The sequence below is a fragment of the Paraburkholderia gardini genome (genome assembly GCF_907164575.1).
GTDB lineage: Bacteria > Pseudomonadota > Gammaproteobacteria > Burkholderiales > Burkholderiaceae > Paraburkholderia > Paraburkholderia gardini.
In genome coordinates this window covers 44,915-62,633 of sequence record NZ_CAJQYY010000022.1, presented here as the reverse complement: position 1 = coordinate 62,633, position 17,719 = coordinate 44,915, and the positions used below count along the sequence as shown (strand labels likewise).

Sequence of the window (17,719 nt, the reverse complement as noted above, 5' to 3'; positions counted from 1 at the left end):
GGCGTGTCATCGTCGGCTGATAATTCGCTTTTCCGCTGCCTGATTTCAACTTCCAATCCCTTTTCACACGATGACAGAAGAATCACCGAAGGCCATTTTTTACGCGCTTGCCGCGAATCTGGGCATCGCGATCTGCAAGTACGCTGCCGCCGCATTCACCGGTTCGGGCTCGATGTTCGCGGAGGCGATTCACTCGACGGCTGACTGCGGTAACCAGATCCTGTTGCTGTTTGGCTTGCGCGAAGCGCGCAAGCCGGCCAGCCGGTTGCATCCAATGGGATCGGGCCGCGAGATCTATTTCTATTCGCTGCTGGTCGCGTTGCTGCTGTTTTTTGTCGGCGGCGCGTTTTCCGTTTATGAAGGAATTCACCGTCTGATCGCGCGAGAGTCGCTTTCGCATGCGTACGTTGCACTCGCCGTACTGGGCATTTCAGTGGTGCTCGAGGCGCTTTCGCTAGCGGGCGCCGTCAGGGAAATCCGCAAAGACCATCCGCGCAAGTCAATGTGGCGATGGTTTCGCGAAACGCGCGAGTCGGAATTGCTGGTAGTGGCCGGTGAAGATGTCGCCGCACTTGCGGGTCTCGCCATTGCGTTCGTCGCGGTGTTGCTGACGATGATGACGGGCAATCCGGTTTTCGATGCGTTGGGGTCGATCGGCGTCGGCGTACTGCTGATGGTGATTGCGTGGCTAGTGGCGACGGAGGTGAAGTCGATGATCGTCGGCGAGTCCGCGAGCCCGGAGGTTCGTCGCGAAGTCGAGGCGTTTGTGCGCGCGCGGCCGGAAGTACGCGGCGTGATCAATCTGATTACGCTGCAATGGGGCAAGGACGTGGTGGTTGCCGTGCAGGCGGAGATGATCGACTACGGCAGCGGACGCGCGATGGTCGACGCGATCAACGTGATCGAAGCCGACATGCAGGCACGGTTTCCGCAAGTGAAATGGGTGTTCTTCGAGCCTGATGTGGTTCGCGGATGAGACAAGCCAGCTGGGGTCTGTCGACATTCAAAACGTTGCCGCCGTGAGAAGGGGCTGTGTTAACTTCGTCGAAAATCTGCTGACATCCTGTCTTATCAAGGTCTGTACGGCAGTCCGAGGTGTATCTCATGGCAGGTTGTTCTTCTGCACGGTAGATTCATCCTGCAAGTGGACCCAGTCGGACACCGGCAAAGCAGCCCATGCCGACGATTAGAAGGACCAGCGCCACGATAAAGCTGAACCGGTAGTCCCGCTGATGCAGATAGACACCGAGCATGAGCGCAAGACGAAGGATCGGAAGAAGAATGAAGATGGCGACGCCGATCGAAACCGTGGTCATGCTCGCATGTGATCCGGCCAGCCCTGTGAAACCCAGGGGGACACATACACCAGGCACAATTCCCACTGCCACGACGGTTGAGCCTGCCCACGTTCCGTATTCGAGGAATGCGGCAAGTAATCGTTCAAGCGTGGATGATCTGATCGTTGTGGCGTTCATCAGGCTGTACCTCCAAAGGGATTTAATCCGAACCCCTGCAATAGCATCTGCATTGCGACTGCTACAAGGACCGTGACGAACAGAAGCCGGAGCTTCTCGCTGGACACTTTCATCAGGATACGGGCGCCGAGAATTGCGCCGACTACGGACCCCAGGGCGACCGGTCCCGCGATGGAAGTCACGATTTCGCCGCGAAGGAAATACGCGCAGGCGCTCGCAGCCGCAGTGACTCCGATCATAAAGTTAGACGTTGCCGTGGATACCTTGATTGGCAGTCGCAACGCGGTATCCATCGCCGGAATCTTTAGTACGCCGCTACCGATTCCAAGAAGTGCGGAGACAAGCCCGGCAACATACATCAGTGACAGGCCGGCTGGGACTCGCTGGACTTCATAGGCGATATCGCGCCCAGATGCGGGATCAGGGTAGCTGGCGTTCAGGTTGAGTGTCGTAGCGAGACGTCCACGTGGTCCCGAGCCGGCCGCGACCGAAGGGTCGACGCGCCGCATGAACATCTGCCACGCGGAGAGCAGGAGAATGCCGGTAAAGAGAAAGTAAAGTGCGCCGACCGGGATCACACCCGCTACCAGAACGCCCGATAGTGCCCCGAGGGTTGTTCCAGTCTCCAGAAGAACAGCCAGTCTGACGTTGGTCAGACGCTCCCGAAGAAAATGAGCTGCACCGCCGCAAGAGCAGGCGATGACGGACACTATGCTTGCACCAATCGCGGTGTGGATATCCATATGACCGAACACCGTCAGCGCGGGCACGATAAAGAGGCCACTCGCCATGCCCAGCATACCGCCCAGGGCGCTGACGCCTAACGCTACGAAGAAAAGCCAGAGGGTGAATCCTGCGTGCATTTTCCCCCCCCTGTTCGATCGACCTGAATACTGTTTTTGTCGTGCCCGCCATTCAGATAGCGACTGCAGTCGCGACGACGGGTCGCCGCGAAAGGGGCGTTTTCGCACCAGAATGCGGTAGTTGATGCAATACATCATGACATCATGATGTCGCTATGTCAACGTAGAGTTGACCTTTTGTTGTGCTCGTGGCGTTGTTATGAGCGTGCCAACGGGTGATCAAGCGACGGGGGGCAAGTGGGTGGCGATCAGTTCTTTGCGCGCCGTCGCGGCGCGCAGGGAGCGATGGATCAGGTCTATCAATATAATGACGTCATAACGTCAGGGTCCTATCGTGAAACCAAACGCCGAATCCGCGCTGCCGCTCTACGCGCAGCTTGAAGAAATCCTTTCCCAGCGAATCAATGCTGGCGAGCTGAATCCGGGAGATCAACTGCCCGCTGAAGATCAACTGGTGAGCGAATTCGAAGTGAGTCGCACCACGGTGCGTACGACCATCCAGAATCTGGCGCGACGCGGAATGGTCGAGATTCGTCGCGGGAAGGGCACCTTCGTCGCGCAACCGAAAATAGCAACGTCCCTGGCGGGTTTGACGGGTTTCGTGGAGGACATGCATGCACTTGGCCGACGGCCGACGGCTCGCCTGCTTGGCTATCAGATCGTGCCTGCGGACGAGACCGTGGCGACAAAATTGAAAGTGGATGTTGGTACATCAGTGATGTACATCCGGCGCGTTCGACTCGCTAACGACATCGCCCTTTGCTATGACGAGACGTATCTACCACGCGACCTCGGCGAAAAGGTGATAGCCGATAACCTTGAGACCGAGCCGATCTTCACGCTGCTTGAACTCAAATACCAGACGCCGCTCTCGGAGGCTGAATATCGCCTTGAGGCAATATCCGCTGATAGCAAGGTTGCCGAGGTTCTCAACATCGAGGTTGGCAGCCCGATATTTTTTATCGAACGTAACTCATATTCGGCTGAAGGTCGTCCGGTGGATTATGAGAAGTTGTACTACCGGGGCGATCACATCCAGTTCGTCACTCGCCTGATCCGACCCGCCTGCGTCGGAGGGCCGGCGGGGATCGCTTGAAGTTGGAGGCATGCGAGCGTTAAACCATCCGGCAGCCAGCTTCACCCTGGCCTCGATCACGTTCGTTTTCGCAACGCCGCCACACCCGGAAACCCAACGCCTTTTTCAGCGAAGGGTTTCCCGTGGCGACAACGTTTTGAATGTCTGCAGACCTTAGTACATCAAAGCGAGAAAAACGAAAAACCCTAAAACCCCAAGCGCTGCAGAGGCAATCAGAAGCCCGATAAAGACTTCAATGCTGAGCTTGACGAAAGGGCACCCACACAGGGGTATCCGAATTCCAGTGATCGAGTTCAGACGGATTAGCGTTGTTCATGATCAGCTCCTTGGAAATATAGCGGTGCCACCGCGCAAACTTCGCACCTGAGGCGCCGCAAAATACAAACCTGTGTTACTGACCGGCGCGTGCGAGGCGCGTGACACCGTCACCACCTGCCTGAACGGCGAGGCGCTCTGTCTGGGTGCGGCCGATCAGGCCTTGTTCCGGATAGCTCGTCTTGTTCAACGCCGGCAATGTGCCGTCGCGATACGCGTCGTTGATTTGAGCCTTCACTTCGGCGCGCGTCGTGGTGCTCGAATGATTCCACCATTGATCGTTATACGAACCGGCGTGACCAATACCGCCGCCCGCAAAAGCCGGCGCGCTGACGAGCAACGAAAGGGCGAGACCTGCAAAGAGATTGCGCTTCATGATTCACTCCTGTCGATTCTGTTTGCCGCGCTGTCAGTCAGCGCCGCGACAGGGTGAAATGTAGGCTTTGTGGCACTCCGGATAAACCCGGATTTGGCGAAATGAATTGTCGGGATTTCAGAACAATCGCGGCACGGGACCGCGATCGTCATTCACACACGGGTCAGGCGACCCACTCCGGCGTGACCGGCGTTTCAAGCGCGGGTGCCGATTCGCGCTGTTCAAACGTACGCATCGAACAGATTGCGTCGAGACTGCCGCGGCCGCTCAGGAGCGGGCATCGATCGAATATTTCCGCAATCCAGTCGACGAATACGCGCACCTTTGCCGACAGATGGCGGCTATGCGGATACACCGCCGAAATCGGCATGGGCAACGGCCGCAAGTCGGGCAGCACTTCCACGAGCTGACCTGACTGCAGATGCGGCAACACCATGTAGAACGCTGGCTGGATCAGGCCAAAACCTTCGAGACCGCATGTCACGTAAGCATCTGCGTCGTTGACCGACACGATGCTTTTCATCTTCACCTCGATTTCCTTTTCGTCGACCTTGAACGACCAGTCGATCACGCGGCCGGTGCGGCTCGAAAAGTAATTCACGGCCTTGTGGTTCTCGAGATCGTCGATTGAACGGGGCGTGCCAAAGTTCGCCAGGTAATCCGGCGAAGCACACGACACATGCTCGAAGAGCCCGATTCGCCGCGCAACCAGCGATGAATCCTGCAGCGCGCCCACGCGCACCACGCAGTCGACGCCTTCCTGCAGCAGGTCGACCGGACGGTCAGTCAATCCAAGTTGCAGATCGATATCCGGGTAGCGCGTGTGGAATTCACACAGCGAGGGAATCACGATCAGCCGGCCAATCGAGCCCGGCATGTCGATGCGCAGCTTGCCAGTCGGCTTTTTGTTGCCGAGCTGGAAACTGGACTCGGTTTCCTCGACGTCGGCAAGGATCCGGGTGCAGCGCTCGTAGTAGGCGGCGCCATCCGCCGTCAACGAGAGGCGTCGCGTCGTACGGTGCATCAGACGCACGCCAAGAAACGCTTCGAGATTCTGGATGATGGTCGTCACCGAAGCGCGCGGCATGTCGAGCGTTTCCGCGGCACGCGTAAAGCTGTTGGTATCGACGACCCGTGTGAACACCTGCATGGCCTGGAGACGGTCCATGGCTGACCTCCGGATAGGGGCTGGCGCAACTGGACTGTCACTGCAATCGCGAATGAGCGATTCGATTGTTCAGATGCACCGAATTGTGTTGCCGGATTATAGGCATTTATCTGTGAGTCTGCAGAACCCACAATTCGCTCCATTCAGAAACTTCGCGCGTTGCGCCGCTTCGACATGGATGCTTTCAAGCCGTCTTACCCTTTTGTCGCCGTCGAAGGCCTGGTGGCGGACGTTTCGTCCGCACTGGCCGTGACCGATGTCGAGATCGAAGGGTACGCGCAGGACATCACGCTGCGCCTTTATCGACGGCCTGGTAAAACCGCATTGCCGGTACTGCTTTACTTTCACGGCGGCGGTTTCGTTAAGGGTTCGATTGATTGCGCGGACACCCCCGCGCGTTATTTCGCAGAACACTTACCAGCGCTTGTCGTCTCGGTTGGCTATTCGCTTGCGCCGCAATTCCCGTTTCCAGCGGCGCCTGAAGACGCGCATCGCGCCGCGCTCTGGGTGCAGACGCGGGCACGTGCGTTTGGCGGCAACACGAAACGGCTAGGGGTGGCAGGACACGATGCCGGTGGCCAGCTTGCCAACTGTCTTGCGTTCATTGCCCGCGATCGCGGCGACGTGCGTATCGATGCCCAGGCGCTCTTTGCGCCGATGCTCGATCCAAGCCTCACAAGGCTGGGCGACGAAAAGCGTTTGCGCTCCGACATCACGGCGAGCGAGTGCGCGGCGTGTTATCGCGCGTACCTGCCGCAGGCGTCGCAACGGGTGCATCCGTATGCCGCGCCGCTTGAATCGTCACGTCTTGCCGGCTTGCCGGAGACGCTGATCATTACCGCGCAAAACGACGTGCTGCACGTCGAGGCGGAGAAATACGCAAGCAGCCTGATCGATGCAGGCGTGCTGACGCAGGTCGTCCGCTACCCCAGTGTTTCGCACGCGGCGCTGGCAGAACATCCGGCTGCGTTGCAGGAAGCAGTCCGGTTTCTGCAATGCCGTTTCGCCGCGCGCACCCAAAGATAACCACAACTTCAATCAACGAATCCGGGAGTCTGTCATGTCCATCTTCAATCTTTCTCGTTCGCGTCTAACGATCGCTGTCGTTTCAGTTCTCGTTATTGCCGGCCTCGGTACGCTCGGCGCGATTCGCGTCGATGCGCGCGCACCCGCGCAGGCCGCGCCGACCATCGTGCCCGAGGTCGACGTCGCAACGGTTATCGAAAAGACCATTACCGACTGGCAGACCTATTCCGGCCGGCTCGAAGCAGTCGAAAAGGTCGAAATCCGCCCCCAGGTGTCGGGCACGATCGTCTCGGTGAACTTCAAGGACGGTGCGCTGGTGAAGAAGGGCGATACGCTCTTTGTGATCGATCCGCGTCCGTATGCCGCTGAAGTCGATCGTGCCGAGGCGCAGCTCGCCGCGGCGCAGGCGCGCACGGGCTACACGCAAAGCGACTGGGAACGCGCACAACGCCTGATCGCCGATAACGCCATCGCTAAACGCGATTACGACGAGAAGCAGAACGCGGCGCGTGAAGCGAGCGCGAACCTGAAGGCCGCGGCCGCCGCACTCGAAACCGCGAAGATCAATCTCGGCTATACGAACATCGTCGCGCCGGTGTCGGGCCGTGTTTCGCGCGCGGAAATCACGATGGGCAACGTCGTCTCGGCCGGTGCCGGTGCTGCGCCGCTGACGACGCTGGTCTCCGTTTCGCCGATCTACGCATCGTTCGACGCCGATGAGCAGACGTATCTGCAATACATCAGTCACGTCAAGGACGGCCGCAAGGTGCCGGTCGATCTCGGCCTTGCTGACGAAAGCGGCTATTCGCGCTCGGGTTGGATCGATTCGGTGGATAACCGCCTCGATACGTCGTCGGGCACGATCCGCGTTCGCGCGCGTTTCGATAACAGCGACGGCGCGCTTGTACCCGGCCTTTACGCGCGCATCAAGGTGGGCGGCAGCGCGCCGCATCCTGCGTTGCTGATCGATGACGCTGCCGTGGGTACGGACCAGGACAAGAAGTTCGTGTTCGTCGTCGACAAGGACAACCATGTTGTGTATCGCGAAGTGCAGCTGGGCGGACAGCAGGGCAATCTGCGTGTCGTCACGGGTGGCCTCAAGAGCGGCGATCGCATTGTCGTGAACGGTACGCAACGCGTGCGTCCGGGTGCGGAAGTCCGCGCCCACATGGTGCCGATGACCGGCGATACCGACCCGAACGACGCACCGCTCGCGCAGACGCAAACGCAAACGCCGGCACACGCTACGGCTGCGAAGAAGTCGTGAGCGAAGACCTGAACGCGATCCGCGCATTCGCTTTCATTTCGCGCAAGCTCTCCAATATCAAGAGCCCTCAATGAACATATCCAGATTCTTCATCGACCGGCCCATCTTCGCGGGTGTGCTATCGGTCCTGATCCTGCTGGCAGGCGTGATTGCGCTCTTCCAGCTGCCGATTTCCGAATATCCGGAAGTGGTGCCGCCTTCTGTCGTCGTGCACGCGCAGTATCCGGGTGCGAACCCGAAGGTGATTGCGGCAGCCGTGGCTGCACCGCTCGAAGAGCAGATCAACGGTGTCGAGAACATGCTGTACATGCAGTCGCAGGCGAATAGCGACGGCAATCTCACACTGACGGTCACGTTCAAGCTCGGCACGAACCCCGACCTTGCGACGCAGCTCGTGCAGAACCGCGTCAACCAGGCGTTGCCGCGTCTGCCGGAAGACGTGCAACGCCTCGGCGTCACGACGATCAAGAGTTCGCCGACGCTGACGATGGTCGTCCACCTGATCTCGCCAAACAACCGCTACGACATGACGTACCTGCGCAACTACGCGCTGCTGAACGTGAAGGACCGGCTCGAGCGGATCCAGGGCGTCGGGCAGGTGCAGCTGTGGGGCGCGGGTGACTACGCGATGCGCGTCTGGCTCGACCCGACGAAAGTGGCGCAACGCGGGCTGACCGCGACCGAAGTCGTCAACGCGATCCGCGAGCAGAACATCCAGGTGGCCGCGGGCACGATCGGCGGGTCGCCCTCGGTGCCGGGCACGGCGTTGCAACTCTCGATCAATGCGCGTGGACGTCTGACGACGGAAAAAGAATTCGGCGACATCATCGTCAAGACCGCACCCGATGGCGGCGTGACGTATCTGCGCGATCTGGGCCGGGTCGAACTCGCGGCTTCGGAATATGGCTTGCGTTCGCTGCTGGATAACAAACCGGCGGTTGCGCTCGCGATCAATCAGGCGCCGGGTGCGAATTCGCTCGCGATTTCCGATGAAGTCCGCAAGCAGATGAAGGAGCTGCAGGCAGACATGCCGGCAGGCGTCGCCTACAAGATCGTCTATGACCCGACGCAGTTCGTGCGTTCGAGTATCGAGGCGGTCATTCACACGCTGCTTGAAGCCATCGCTCTCGTCGTGATCGTTGTGATCGTGTTCCTGCAAACGTGGCGCGCGTCGATCATTCCGTTGATCGCCGTGCCGGTGTCCATTGTCGGGACGTTCTCGCTGCTGCTGGCGTTTGGCTTTTCGATCAATGCCCTGTCATTGTTCGGCATGGTGCTGGCAATCGGCATCGTGGTGGACGATGCGATCGTGGTCGTCGAAAACGTCGAGCGGAACATCGAAAGCGGGTTGAGTGCGCGCGAGGCGACGTACAAGGCGATGCAGGAAGTGAGCGGGCCGATTATCGCCATTGCGCTGACGCTCGTTGCCGTGTTCGTGCCGCTTGCCTTCATGACCGGTCTGACCGGACAGTTCTACAAGCAGTTCGCGATGACCATCGCGATTTCGACGGTGATCTCGGCGTTCAACTCGTTGACGCTCTCGCCTGCGCTCGCCGCCATGCTGTTGCGTGGCCACGGTGAAAAGGAAGACTGGCTGACGCGTGTCATGAACCGTGTGCTTGGACCGTTCTTCCGCGGCTTTAACAAGGTGTTTCATCGCGGTTCGGAAGGCTATGGCCGTGGCGTAAAGGGTGTGCTCGGCCGCAAGGGCGCGATGCTCGTCGTTTATGCGGTGCTGCTGGGCGCAACGGTGCTGGTCGCGCGCATCGTGCCAGGCGGCTTCGTTCCGGCGCAGGACAAGGAATACCTGATCGCTTTTGCGCAATTGCCTAACGGTGCAACGCTCGACCGCACGGAAAAAGTGATTCGCGAAATGAGCGATATCGCGCTGAAGCAGCCGGGCGTTGAAAGCGCGGTGGCGTTCCCGGGTCTTTCGGTGAACGGCTTCACGAACAGTTCGAGCGCGGGCATTGTGTTCGTCACGCTCAAGCCGTTTCATGACCGCGGCAGCAAGACGCTTTCGGCAGGTGCGATCGCGGGCGCGCTGAACGGCAAGTACAGCGCGATCAAGGACTCGTTCGTTGCCGTGTTTCCACCGCCGCCGGTGCTGGGACTCGGCACGCTGGGCGGCTTCAAGATGCAGCTGGAGGATCACGGCGCGCTCGGCTACGCGGAACTGAACAAGGCCACCGAAGCGTTTGTGAAGCGTGCAGCGACCGCACCTGAACTGGGCCCGACGTTCTCGAGCTATCAGATCAATGTGCCGCAGCTGAACGTCGATCTGGATCGCGTCAAGGCGAAGCAGCTGGGTGTGCCGGTGACGGACGTGTTCGACACGATGCAGATCTATCTCGGCTCGCTGTATGTGAACGACTTCAACCGCTTTGGCCGTGTGTATCAGGTGCGGGTCCAGGCCGATGCGCCGTTCCGTCAACGTGCCGACGACATCCTGCAACTGAAGACGCGTAACCGGAATGGCGACATGGTGCCGCTGTCGTCGCTCGTGACAGTCACGCCGACGTTCGGCCCCGAAATGGTCGTGCGCTACAACGGCTACACCGCCGCGGATATCAACGGTGGTCCGGCGCCTGGCTACTCATCGGGCGAAGCGCAGGCCGCGGCTGAGCGCATCGCGGCGGAGACGTTGCCGCACGGCATCAAGCTCGAATGGACCGATCTGACGTATCAGCAGATTCTGGCTGGCAACGCTGGCATGTGGGTGTTCCCGATCAGCGTGCTGCTCGTGTTCCTCGTGCTCGCCGCACTGTACGAAAGCCTGACGCTTCCGCTCGCGGTGATCCTGATCGTGCCGATGAGCATGCTGTCCGCGCTGACCGGTGTGTGGCTCACGAATGGCGACAACAACATCTTCACGCAGATCGGTTTGATGGTGCTCGTGGGGCTCGCGTCGAAGAACGCGATCCTGATCGTCGAGTTCGCGCGCGAACTCGAACACGACGGACGCACGCCGCTTGCCGCCGCAATCGAGGCGAGCCGGATGCGTTTGCGCCCGATCCTGATGACGTCGATTGCTTTCATCATGGGTGTGGTGCCGCTCGTGCTGTCGTCGGGTGCGGGTTCGGAAATGCGTCACGCAATGGGTATTGCCGTGTTCTTCGGCATGCTGGGTGTCACGCTGTTCGGCCTGATGTTGACGCCGGTGTTCTACGTGGTGCTGCGTACGCTGGCCGGGGGCACGATTCACGTCGCGCAGAAAGACGCGCCGCGCTTCAAGGGCGGCGTGCCGGCGACGGACGCTTGAGGGAGAAAACAATGAAACGGTTTGAATCCATGCGCGGGTGGGGCCGCGCGGCAGCGAGCAGCCTGTTGATGATGCTGCTCGTGGCCTGCTCGGTAGAGCCGACGTACAAGCGTCCTGATGTACCGATGCCTGCTGCGTTCAAGGAAGCGCCTGTGATCGATGCAAAGGACGCGGGCACGTGGATGCCCGCGCAACCCGCCGACGACACACATCGCGGCGAATGGTGGACGATTTTCGGCGATGCGACGCTCAACGATCTGGAGAAGCAGGCCGCTGACGCGAACCAGGATCTGAAGGCGGCTGCGGCACGTGTGCAGCAATCGCGTGCGTTGCAGCAGTCCGCACGCGCTGCGTGGTTCCCGCAGGTCGACGCAGGTTTCGGCCCGACGCGCGAACGCCTTTCGCCGATATCGCAAGGCTTGCCGCAGAACGCGAACGTGCCGACGCAAACGGTGTGGCGTGCGCAGGGCACGGTCGCGTATGAGGCCGATCTGTTCGGCCGGGTCAGCTCGAACGTCAACGCCGCGCGTGCGGATGCGCAGCAAAGCGAAGCGCTGTTCCTGTCGGTGCAACTTGCATTGCAGGCTGACGTTGCACAAAACTACTTCCAGTTGCGTGAGCTCGACACGGATCAGGATCTGTACCGTCAGACGGTCGTGCTGCGTGAAGACACGCTGAAACTCGTCCAGCAGCGCTTCAAGGAAGGCGATATCAGCGAACTTGACGTATCGCGGGCAAAGAACGAGTTGTCGAGCGCACGTGCCGATGCAGTGGGCGTGGCACGTCAACGCGCGGCGTCCGAACATAGTCTCGCGATTCTGCTTGGCAAGGCGCCGGCCGATTTCTCGTTCCCGGAAACGCCGCTTGCGCTTGTCACGGCGCGTGTGCCGGCTGGATTGCCTTCGGCCTTGCTCGAACGCAGGCCGGATATTGCCGCGGCGGAACGCGCGATGGCCGCGGCGAATGCACGGGTGGGTCTTGCGAAGTCGGCGTTCTTCCCGAAACTCGACATCACGGGTGCGTTCGGCTTTGAATCGGCGACGCTAGGCGACCTGTTCATGTGGTCGAGCCGCGCGTTCCTGCTCGGCCCGTTCGCCGGTACGGCGCTGACGTTGCCGATCTTCGACGGCGGCCGTCGTCAGGCCGGGCTGGACCAGGCGCGCGCGAAGTACGACGAGGACGTCGCGCAGTATCGTCAGCAGGTTCTGGTTGCGTTCAAGGAAGTGGAAGACAACCTGGCCGACCTGCGTCTGCTCGACGACCAGATGCGCGAACAGAACGATGCGGTAAGTGCATCGCAGCGCGCATCGCATCTGTCGCACACGCAGTATCAGGAAGGCGAGGTCAGTTATCTCGACGTGATCGACAGCGAGCGCCAGGTGTTGCAGTCGCAACTGCAGTCGAGCCATCTGGCAGGCACGCAGGCCGTTTCGACGGTCAACCTGATCCGTGCACTGGGTGGCGGCTGGGGTGATGTGAAGGCGGATGCGAAAACCGACATCGGCTCGAATGGCACGCCGCAGCAGATCGCGAAGCGCCAGGCGCAAAGCGGTTCCAGCAGCCTTGCATCATCGCAGTAGAAACCGGTCACGCAGCAGCGTAACGGGCGGAATCTCCGGATTTCCGCCCGTTTTTTTCGGACGCGTTCGACATGAGCCTTGTCGCTTTAGCGTGCTCGCGTTAGCGCTTGCGCCGGGCGGGACATTGCCGGACGTTTCTTTGTACACTTGAGGTCGCCCCGAACGCCTGCTGGCACGCGTTCATCCACCTCGAGAGACAACCGGCTTGCCATACAGATTACCCACCACCGCTACCGCACCGTTCTGTCCATCCGAGGTCAAGGGATCGGTCGAGGTGCCGCAGGGCGCACCGTTCTGGAAAAAGATCCTGCAATTCGCGGGACCAGGCCTGCTGATTTCGATCGGCTACATGGACCCGGGCAACTGGGCGACCGATATCGAAGCCGGCTCGCGCTACGGTTACAACCTGTTGTTCGTCGTGATGCTGTCGAGTCTGGCGGCCATGGCATTGCAGTGTCTGAGCATGCGTCTTGGCATCGTGACCGGGCAGGACCTCGCGCGGCTTTCCCGCGCGCGCTATTCGCCGAACGTCGCGCGCGCGCAATGGCTGCTGGCGGAGCTGTCGATTGTCGCGTGCGATCTGGCTGAAGTGCTGGGCGGTGCGCTCGCGTTTCATCTGCTGCTCGGGTGTTCACTGACGACCGGCGTGATGCTCACCGCGTTCGATACGCTGATCGTGCTCGGCCTGCAGGGCAAGAACTTCCGTTCGCTCGAAGCGATCATCCTCGGATTGATCGCGACCATCGGCGTCGGTTACATCATCGAGCTTGTACTGGTGCAGCCGCACTGGCCTTCGGTGGCGCGCGGGCTGGTGCCGTCGTGGCACGCTGTCGGCGAGCGCGAACCGCTTTATCTTGCGATCGGCATTCTCGGCGCGACCGTGATGCCGCATAACCTGTATCTGCATTCGTCGATCGTGCAGACGCGCGTCGTCAGGCGCGACAGGCGCAGTATCGCTTCGGCGATCGGTCTGTCGCGCATCGATACGATCGTTTCGCTCGTGCTTGCGCTCCTCATCAACGCGGCGATCCTGATTCTTGCCGCAGCCGCGTTTCACGCAACCGGTCATAACCAGGTCACCGAAATCGAAGATGCGTACAAGCTGCTCGCACCGGTGGTCGGCAGCGGGCTCGCGGCGGTGCTGTTCGCGGTGACGTTGCTCGCGTCCGGGCAAAGCTCGACCTTCACCGGCACCGTGGCCGGACAGGTCATCATGGAAGGATTTCTGAATCTGAAGATTCCGTGCTGGCAGCGCCGTTTCATCACGCGTGCGCTGGCGCTGGTTCCGGCCCTGATCGGCGTGCAGATGATGGGGAGCGGCGCAGTGGGCAAACTGCTCGTCGCGAGCCAGGTGGTGCTGAGCCTGCAATTGCCGTTTGCGCTCTGGCCGCTGATCCGTATGACGAACGATCGTACGTTGATGGGCGACTTCACGAACCGGCTACCCACACGTCTGCTTGCGTGGCTGCTGTTTGGCGTGATCAGCGCGGCGAACCTCTGGCTCGTGGTGCAGACCGTCGGCTGGATTGCCTGATTCATGCCGGTCACATTGCGCCGGTGTCGCGCCGAAGTGACGCAGGCGTTGCATGGAAAACCTGGCGTACCAAAACAAAAGCCGACGCACGGGCGCCGGCTTTTAAAGGCACTTCACTTCACACGCTGAACTCAGGCAGCTTCAGCGATCTGCGCCGTTTCCAGCTTTGCCGCAGCGGCGGCTTTCTTTGTCTTTCCCGCACGCGAAGGCGGCTGGCATGCGCCACACACAACGTTGTGCTGCAGATCGTGACGATGCGCCACGAACTTGCCTGTGCAACGGCAGCACGGCGTGAGTTGCAGGATGTCCGCATCGAAGAAACGCACGAGCGTCCATGCGCGCGTCAAATCCAGAACCGGTTCGGAATCGCTGTGCCGGCAATGTTCCAGATACAGCCGATAACCTTTGGTGAGCGCCTCCAGATGCGAGCAGCGCGCTTCGTTCTTCAGAAACAGGTAAGTGTTATAGAAGAGCGATGCATGAATATTGGCGAGCCACGTCATGTACCAGTCCGCCGAGAAAGGCAGCATGCCCTTCGGCGGCGATACACCTTTGACCTCGCGATACAGGCGGATCATGCGGTCGCGCGAAAGCGTCAGTTCGCTTTCGAGCACCTGCATGCGCGCGCCGAGTTCGATCAGCGCGATGGCGCGAAATACGTCCTGCGCATCTTCCGTCAGACTTCGCTTGAGCATCGCTGTCACCTTTATGCAAACTGCTCAGCGGGTTGGCCCGCAAGCAGGATAGCAGCGTGAGTCGGTGCGACTTCCGCGTGTTTCGTCGTTTGCGTCAACGCCGACAACATGACGTGGTCGTTGAAGCGGAAAAAACATAAAAGCTGATCGGAAGCGGCCAGCTTGACGATCTGCGCGAGCGACAGCCCCGCCAGTAAATCAGCCAGTTCCGATGACAGTCCCAACCGGAACATGCCGATCGGTTTGTCCTCACGCAGCATACGTTGCGCAAGCATGATGTAAGACAAGTTAATCTCGCGGATTGAATCCAGCGTCTCGCTGCTACGGTCCATTTTCGTTTTCCGAAGCCCCGAATTACATTTTTTCGGCATTTTTTGCCGTTATGTTTTGTACCCACGCCTGGACACTGAAGATTTCCGGCGTCATCACAACTTTGATACAAGGTGTTACATCTCGTAACACCTTGGACCGAATTGTATGAAGGCATTTCCCGGAAATCAATCCTTTTCGTAAAAAATATCTCAAAAAACTGACACCATTTTCGGTAACTTTTTCATCTGCTTGAAATACTGGCCGTGCAGTGTGTTTAATTCGTCCGATTAAAAGCCTGATTTGCCGCAAAGCCTTGTGTTCTGGGCATCCGGGAAAATACTGAGGAAAGCGGAAAGAGACAGGATGTGGGACGGGGACAAAACACGACTGAAATGGGTTCGGTAAAAAACACCTTTCAATTCGGAAAAAAATACGGGGCCGTCTGGCGGTTCCGTTTGTGACGATCTGTAACGCATAGCTTACAGTCGACTGTTACAAATCACCTCGAGTTTGTAACTGACACCAACGGGTCTGGCAGATTCGGTCTGCTTCATGCTCAAAAGAAGGCCCAACCGGGTGCCGAAAATGTTACCGGCGAACGCGGCGATCAGTCCGCGTCCCCTTATGCAGGCTGCCTGACACGGTGCCACTAAAACAGGCATTAATATTACAACCGTAGACCAGACGGGCCCCGTAGCCGGGAAACAGGCCACTAACCAGCGCGCCTGCTAGCGAGAGAGGGTGGGATCGATGTCGAGGCGATAGAGGCCAGCAGAAGCATCGTGCCTTATTGTGCGTCGTGAAAGATCACGCCCAGCGTGTGCCGGCGCCCCGAGCGCAAGCGGCTGACGCCATGCCGCAGCTTCACGCGATACGCACCGCGTGTGCCTTGCACCGGGCGCTCGTTGACCGCGAAGATCACCGCGTCGCCCTGCGCGAGCGGCACGACTTCGGCGCGCGACTGCATGCGCGGCCGCTGCTCGGTCAGCACGAATTCGCCGCCGGTGAAGTCGCGCGCCGGCGCCGACAGCAGGACTGCCACCTGGATCGGAAACACGTGTTCGCCGTACAGATCCTGATGCAGGCAGTTGTAGTCGCCGGTGGCGTACTGGAGGATCAATGGCGTGGGGCGCAACTGCCCCGCCGCGTGGCAGCGGTGCAGAAATGCGTCGTGCGCAGCCGGATAGCGCGTATCGAGATGCATGAGCGCGTTCCAGCGATTGGCGACCGGCACGAGATGCGGATAAAGCGCGGCTCGCAGACTGTCGACCACATTCGGCAACGGATACGTGAAGTACTGGTACTCGCCGCGCCCAAACCCGTGGCGCGCCATCACAACGCGGCTGCGATACAGCTCGCCTCGTGTGTAACCGGCCGTCAGTGCCTCGCATTCGGCGACGGTAAGCAGTTGCGGCACGGTGGCGCAACCATACTGGTCGAGGTTGTCTTCGATGTACGTCCAGTCGATGGCCGCGACGCGCTGTGCAATCGAGCCGGCCGGCTCCGGACGATCACGTCGTTCACGCCTGGCGTCAGGGGACGCCGGTTCACGCTCCGGCTCGAAGAGTGTTGTCTGATCCATGTCCGGTCCGGTTCCATTCAGCGATGTCATGGCGACAGTCTACGGAACCCGACCGTGCCGCACACTCCGTGTCTTGCTGTCTGATTCGTTGATTCCCGTGCGTCACGTGCCGGCGCGCTGCGCGGCGATCGCCTCGGCGTGTGCGCGTAGCGCCTGCGCGGTTTGTGGATCAGCCGGGAAAAACGCTTCGATCGCGAGTTCCGACAGGGTGACGTCGACGGGCGTGCCGAATACCGTCGTCGTGCTGTAGAACGACAGGACGCCGAGGGCGGTGCGCACGCGCAGCGGCACCGCGATCAGGCCGGCGTCGGTGAGGGGATTATCTTCGGGCGCGGCGTCTGGCGGCGTCGGACAGGCCGCGAGTTCGTCGCGCAGGGCGGCGAGTGTGGCGTCGCCGCTTACGTCGATCTGGCGTTGCAGCCGCGCGAGCACATGCGCGCGCCATGCATGCCAGTTGACGATCGACGCAGCCAGTCCGTCCGGATGCAGGCTCAGCCGCAACGCGTTGACAGGCCCTGCGAGCAGCGCCGGGCTCGCATTGCCGGCCAGTACCGCGAGCGCACTGTTGGCGGCGACGATTGTCCAGTGCCGGTCGACGGCAAGTGCCGGGTAGGGTTCATGACCCTTCAGGACGAGATCGACAGCCTCGCGTGCCGCCGCAAGCTGCGGATCGGTCAGCGGGCGCTCGCGAAAAAGCGGCGCGTAGCCCGCTGCGACGAGCAGCGTGTTGCGCTCGCGCAGCGGCACCTCGAGGCGCTCGGCGAGATGCATCACCATTTCGCGGCTCGGCACCGCGCGCCCCGATTCGACGAAGCTCAGATGCCGTGTCGAGATGTCCGCCTCGGTCGCGAGCAGCAGCTGGCTCATGCGCCGCCGCTGGCGCCATTCGCGCAGCAGTTCGCCCACGCTGCGACGAGCCGCCGGTGAGACGGATGCAGCGGGCGGCGTACCGTTTTGCGCGGGGCCCGGGAAACCGGTCTGGAAAGCGGAAAGTGTGTTCATGCTGTCGATGATAGCCAATCGGGGCCGCGGTTCCATTACCTCCCGCGTAATCGACCTGCTGCTCCGCATCGCCGAATCTTCAGTCCGGGCCTGCCGTGCGTATCGTCGCGCGGCGCTGGTGCCCTTTCCCTTTCCCTTTCCCTGTAAACCCGCTGAAGGAGTCTGA

Annotated in this window: 15 protein-coding genes; 7 read left to right on the top strand and 8 right to left on the bottom strand. The window is 60.5% G+C overall.

Annotated elements, in window-relative coordinates:
* The first annotated feature begins 70 nt into the window (after window positions 1-70).
* Window positions 71-976 (top strand): cation diffusion facilitator family transporter, encoded by a 906-nt coding sequence (locus LPA34_RS18595; RefSeq protein WP_228980919.1) that lies wholly within the window; start codon window positions 71-73, stop codon window positions 974-976.
* 157 nt (window positions 977-1,133) lie between these two features.
* On the opposite strand, the gene LPA34_RS18590 is transcribed toward LPA34_RS18595, so the two are convergent.
* Complete coding sequence (locus tag LPA34_RS18590) at window positions 1,134-1,475, bottom strand: DUF1634 domain-containing protein (protein ID WP_228980918.1); 342 nt, start codon at window positions 1,473-1,475, stop codon at window positions 1,134-1,136.
* Window positions 1,475-2,338, bottom strand: coding sequence for a sulfite exporter TauE/SafE family protein (locus LPA34_RS18585; RefSeq protein WP_228980997.1), 864 nt, complete (start codon window positions 2,336-2,338; stop codon window positions 1,475-1,477). The genes LPA34_RS18590 and LPA34_RS18585 overlap by 1 nt, the downstream gene beginning before the upstream one ends.
* Before the next feature lie 334 nt (window positions 2,339-2,672).
* On the opposite strand from LPA34_RS18585, the gene LPA34_RS18580 reads away from it, so the two are divergent.
* Entirely contained in the window at window positions 2,673-3,434 is a 762-nt protein-coding gene (locus LPA34_RS18580; protein WP_228980916.1) for a GntR family transcriptional regulator, read from the top strand.
* Window positions 3,435-3,825: 391 nt separating this feature from the next.
* Here the strand turns inward: LPA34_RS18580 and LPA34_RS18575 are convergent, their stop codons facing one another.
* Both LPA34_RS18575 and LPA34_RS18570 read right to left on the bottom strand, forming a co-directional pair.
* Window positions 3,826-4,125, bottom strand: coding sequence for a DUF4148 domain-containing protein (locus tag LPA34_RS18575; RefSeq protein WP_228980913.1), 300 nt, complete (start codon window positions 4,123-4,125; stop codon window positions 3,826-3,828).
* Window positions 4,126-4,288: 163 nt separating this feature from the next.
* Window positions 4,289-5,293, bottom strand: a complete 1,005-nt coding sequence (locus LPA34_RS18570; protein WP_228980912.1) for a LysR family transcriptional regulator — start codon at window positions 5,291-5,293, stop codon at window positions 4,289-4,291.
* Window positions 5,294-5,467: 174 nt separating this feature from the next.
* Here LPA34_RS18570 and LPA34_RS18565 point away from each other — a divergent pair, with 174 nt between their 5' ends.
* The 5 genes from LPA34_RS18565 (at window position 5,468) to LPA34_RS18545 (ending at window position 13,962) form a co-directional block, all read left to right on the top strand.
* Entirely contained in the window at window positions 5,468-6,319 is an 852-nt protein-coding gene (locus LPA34_RS18565) for an alpha/beta hydrolase (RefSeq protein ID WP_228980911.1), read from the top strand.
* Window positions 6,320-6,353: 34 nt separating this feature from the next.
* A complete protein-coding gene (locus tag LPA34_RS18560) occupies window positions 6,354-7,586 on the top strand; it encodes an efflux RND transporter periplasmic adaptor subunit (protein ID WP_228980909.1) in 1,233 nt (410 codons plus the stop codon).
* A 70-nt stretch (window positions 7,587-7,656) separates the two neighbouring features.
* A complete protein-coding gene (locus LPA34_RS18555; protein WP_228980907.1) occupies window positions 7,657-10,848 on the top strand; it encodes an efflux RND transporter permease subunit in 3,192 nt (1,063 codons plus the stop codon).
* An 11-nt stretch (window positions 10,849-10,859) separates the two neighbouring features.
* A complete protein-coding gene (locus LPA34_RS18550; RefSeq protein ID WP_228980905.1) occupies window positions 10,860-12,428 on the top strand; it encodes an efflux transporter outer membrane subunit in 1,569 nt (522 codons plus the stop codon).
* Window positions 12,429-12,633: 205 nt separating this feature from the next.
* On the top strand, window positions 12,634-13,962 hold the full coding sequence (locus LPA34_RS18545) for an Nramp family divalent metal transporter (protein WP_228980902.1): 1,329 nt from the start codon (window positions 12,634-12,636) through the stop codon (window positions 13,960-13,962).
* A 131-nt stretch (window positions 13,963-14,093) separates the two neighbouring features.
* Here the strand turns inward: LPA34_RS18545 and flhC are convergent, their stop codons facing one another.
* The 4 genes from flhC to LPA34_RS18520 form a co-directional block, all read right to left on the bottom strand.
* Entirely contained in the window at window positions 14,094-14,657 is a 564-nt protein-coding gene (flhC, locus tag LPA34_RS18540; protein ID WP_228980899.1) for a flagellar transcriptional regulator FlhC, read from the bottom strand.
* Window positions 14,658-14,668: 11 nt separating this feature from the next.
* Entirely contained in the window at window positions 14,669-14,989 is a 321-nt protein-coding gene (flhD, locus tag LPA34_RS18535; RefSeq protein WP_228980887.1) for a flagellar transcriptional regulator FlhD, read from the bottom strand.
* Window positions 14,990-15,756: 767 nt separating this feature from the next.
* Window positions 15,757-16,551, bottom strand: coding sequence for a 2OG-Fe(II) oxygenase (locus LPA34_RS18525; RefSeq protein WP_228980884.1), 795 nt, complete (start codon window positions 16,549-16,551; stop codon window positions 15,757-15,759).
* A 102-nt stretch (window positions 16,552-16,653) separates the two neighbouring features.
* The gene (locus LPA34_RS18520; RefSeq protein WP_456093796.1) at window positions 16,654-17,553 is read right to left on the bottom strand and encodes a helix-turn-helix domain-containing protein; all 900 of its coding nucleotides are present in this window, start codon (window positions 17,551-17,553) and stop codon (window positions 16,654-16,656) included.
* Window positions 17,554-17,719 lie beyond the last annotated feature (166 nt).

Coding starts and splice junctions, on each gene's coding strand:
- LPA34_RS18525 (WP_228980884.1), bottom strand. CDS start 16,551: ATGGATCAGACAACACTCTTCGAGCCGGAGCGTGAACCGGCGTCCCCT.
- flhC (WP_228980899.1), bottom strand. CDS start 14,657: ATGCTCAAGCGAAGTCTGACGGAAGATGCGCAGGACGTATTTCGCGCC.
- LPA34_RS18595 (WP_228980919.1), top strand. CDS start 71: ATGACAGAAGAATCACCGAAGGCCATTTTTTACGCGCTTGCCGCGAAT.
- LPA34_RS18575 (WP_228980913.1), bottom strand. CDS start 4,125: ATGAAGCGCAATCTCTTTGCAGGTCTCGCCCTTTCGTTGCTCGTCAGC.
- LPA34_RS18520 (WP_456093796.1), bottom strand. CDS start 17,553: ATGAACACACTTTCCGCTTTCCAGACCGGTTTCCCGGGCCCCGCGCAA.
- LPA34_RS18560 (WP_228980909.1), top strand. CDS start 6,354: ATGTCCATCTTCAATCTTTCTCGTTCGCGTCTAACGATCGCTGTCGTT.
- LPA34_RS18565 (WP_228980911.1), top strand. CDS start 5,468: ATGGATGCTTTCAAGCCGTCTTACCCTTTTGTCGCCGTCGAAGGCCTG.
- LPA34_RS18590 (WP_228980918.1), bottom strand. CDS start 1,475: ATGAACGCCACAACGATCAGATCATCCACGCTTGAACGATTACTTGCC.
- LPA34_RS18585 (WP_228980997.1), bottom strand. CDS start 2,338: ATGCACGCAGGATTCACCCTCTGGCTTTTCTTCGTAGCGTTAGGCGTC.
- LPA34_RS18555 (WP_228980907.1), top strand. CDS start 7,657: ATGAACATATCCAGATTCTTCATCGACCGGCCCATCTTCGCGGGTGTG.
- LPA34_RS18570 (WP_228980912.1), bottom strand. CDS start 5,293: ATGGACCGTCTCCAGGCCATGCAGGTGTTCACACGGGTCGTCGATACC.
- flhD (WP_228980887.1), bottom strand. CDS start 14,989: ATGGACCGTAGCAGCGAGACGCTGGATTCAATCCGCGAGATTAACTTG.
- LPA34_RS18550 (WP_228980905.1), top strand. CDS start 10,860: ATGAAACGGTTTGAATCCATGCGCGGGTGGGGCCGCGCGGCAGCGAGC.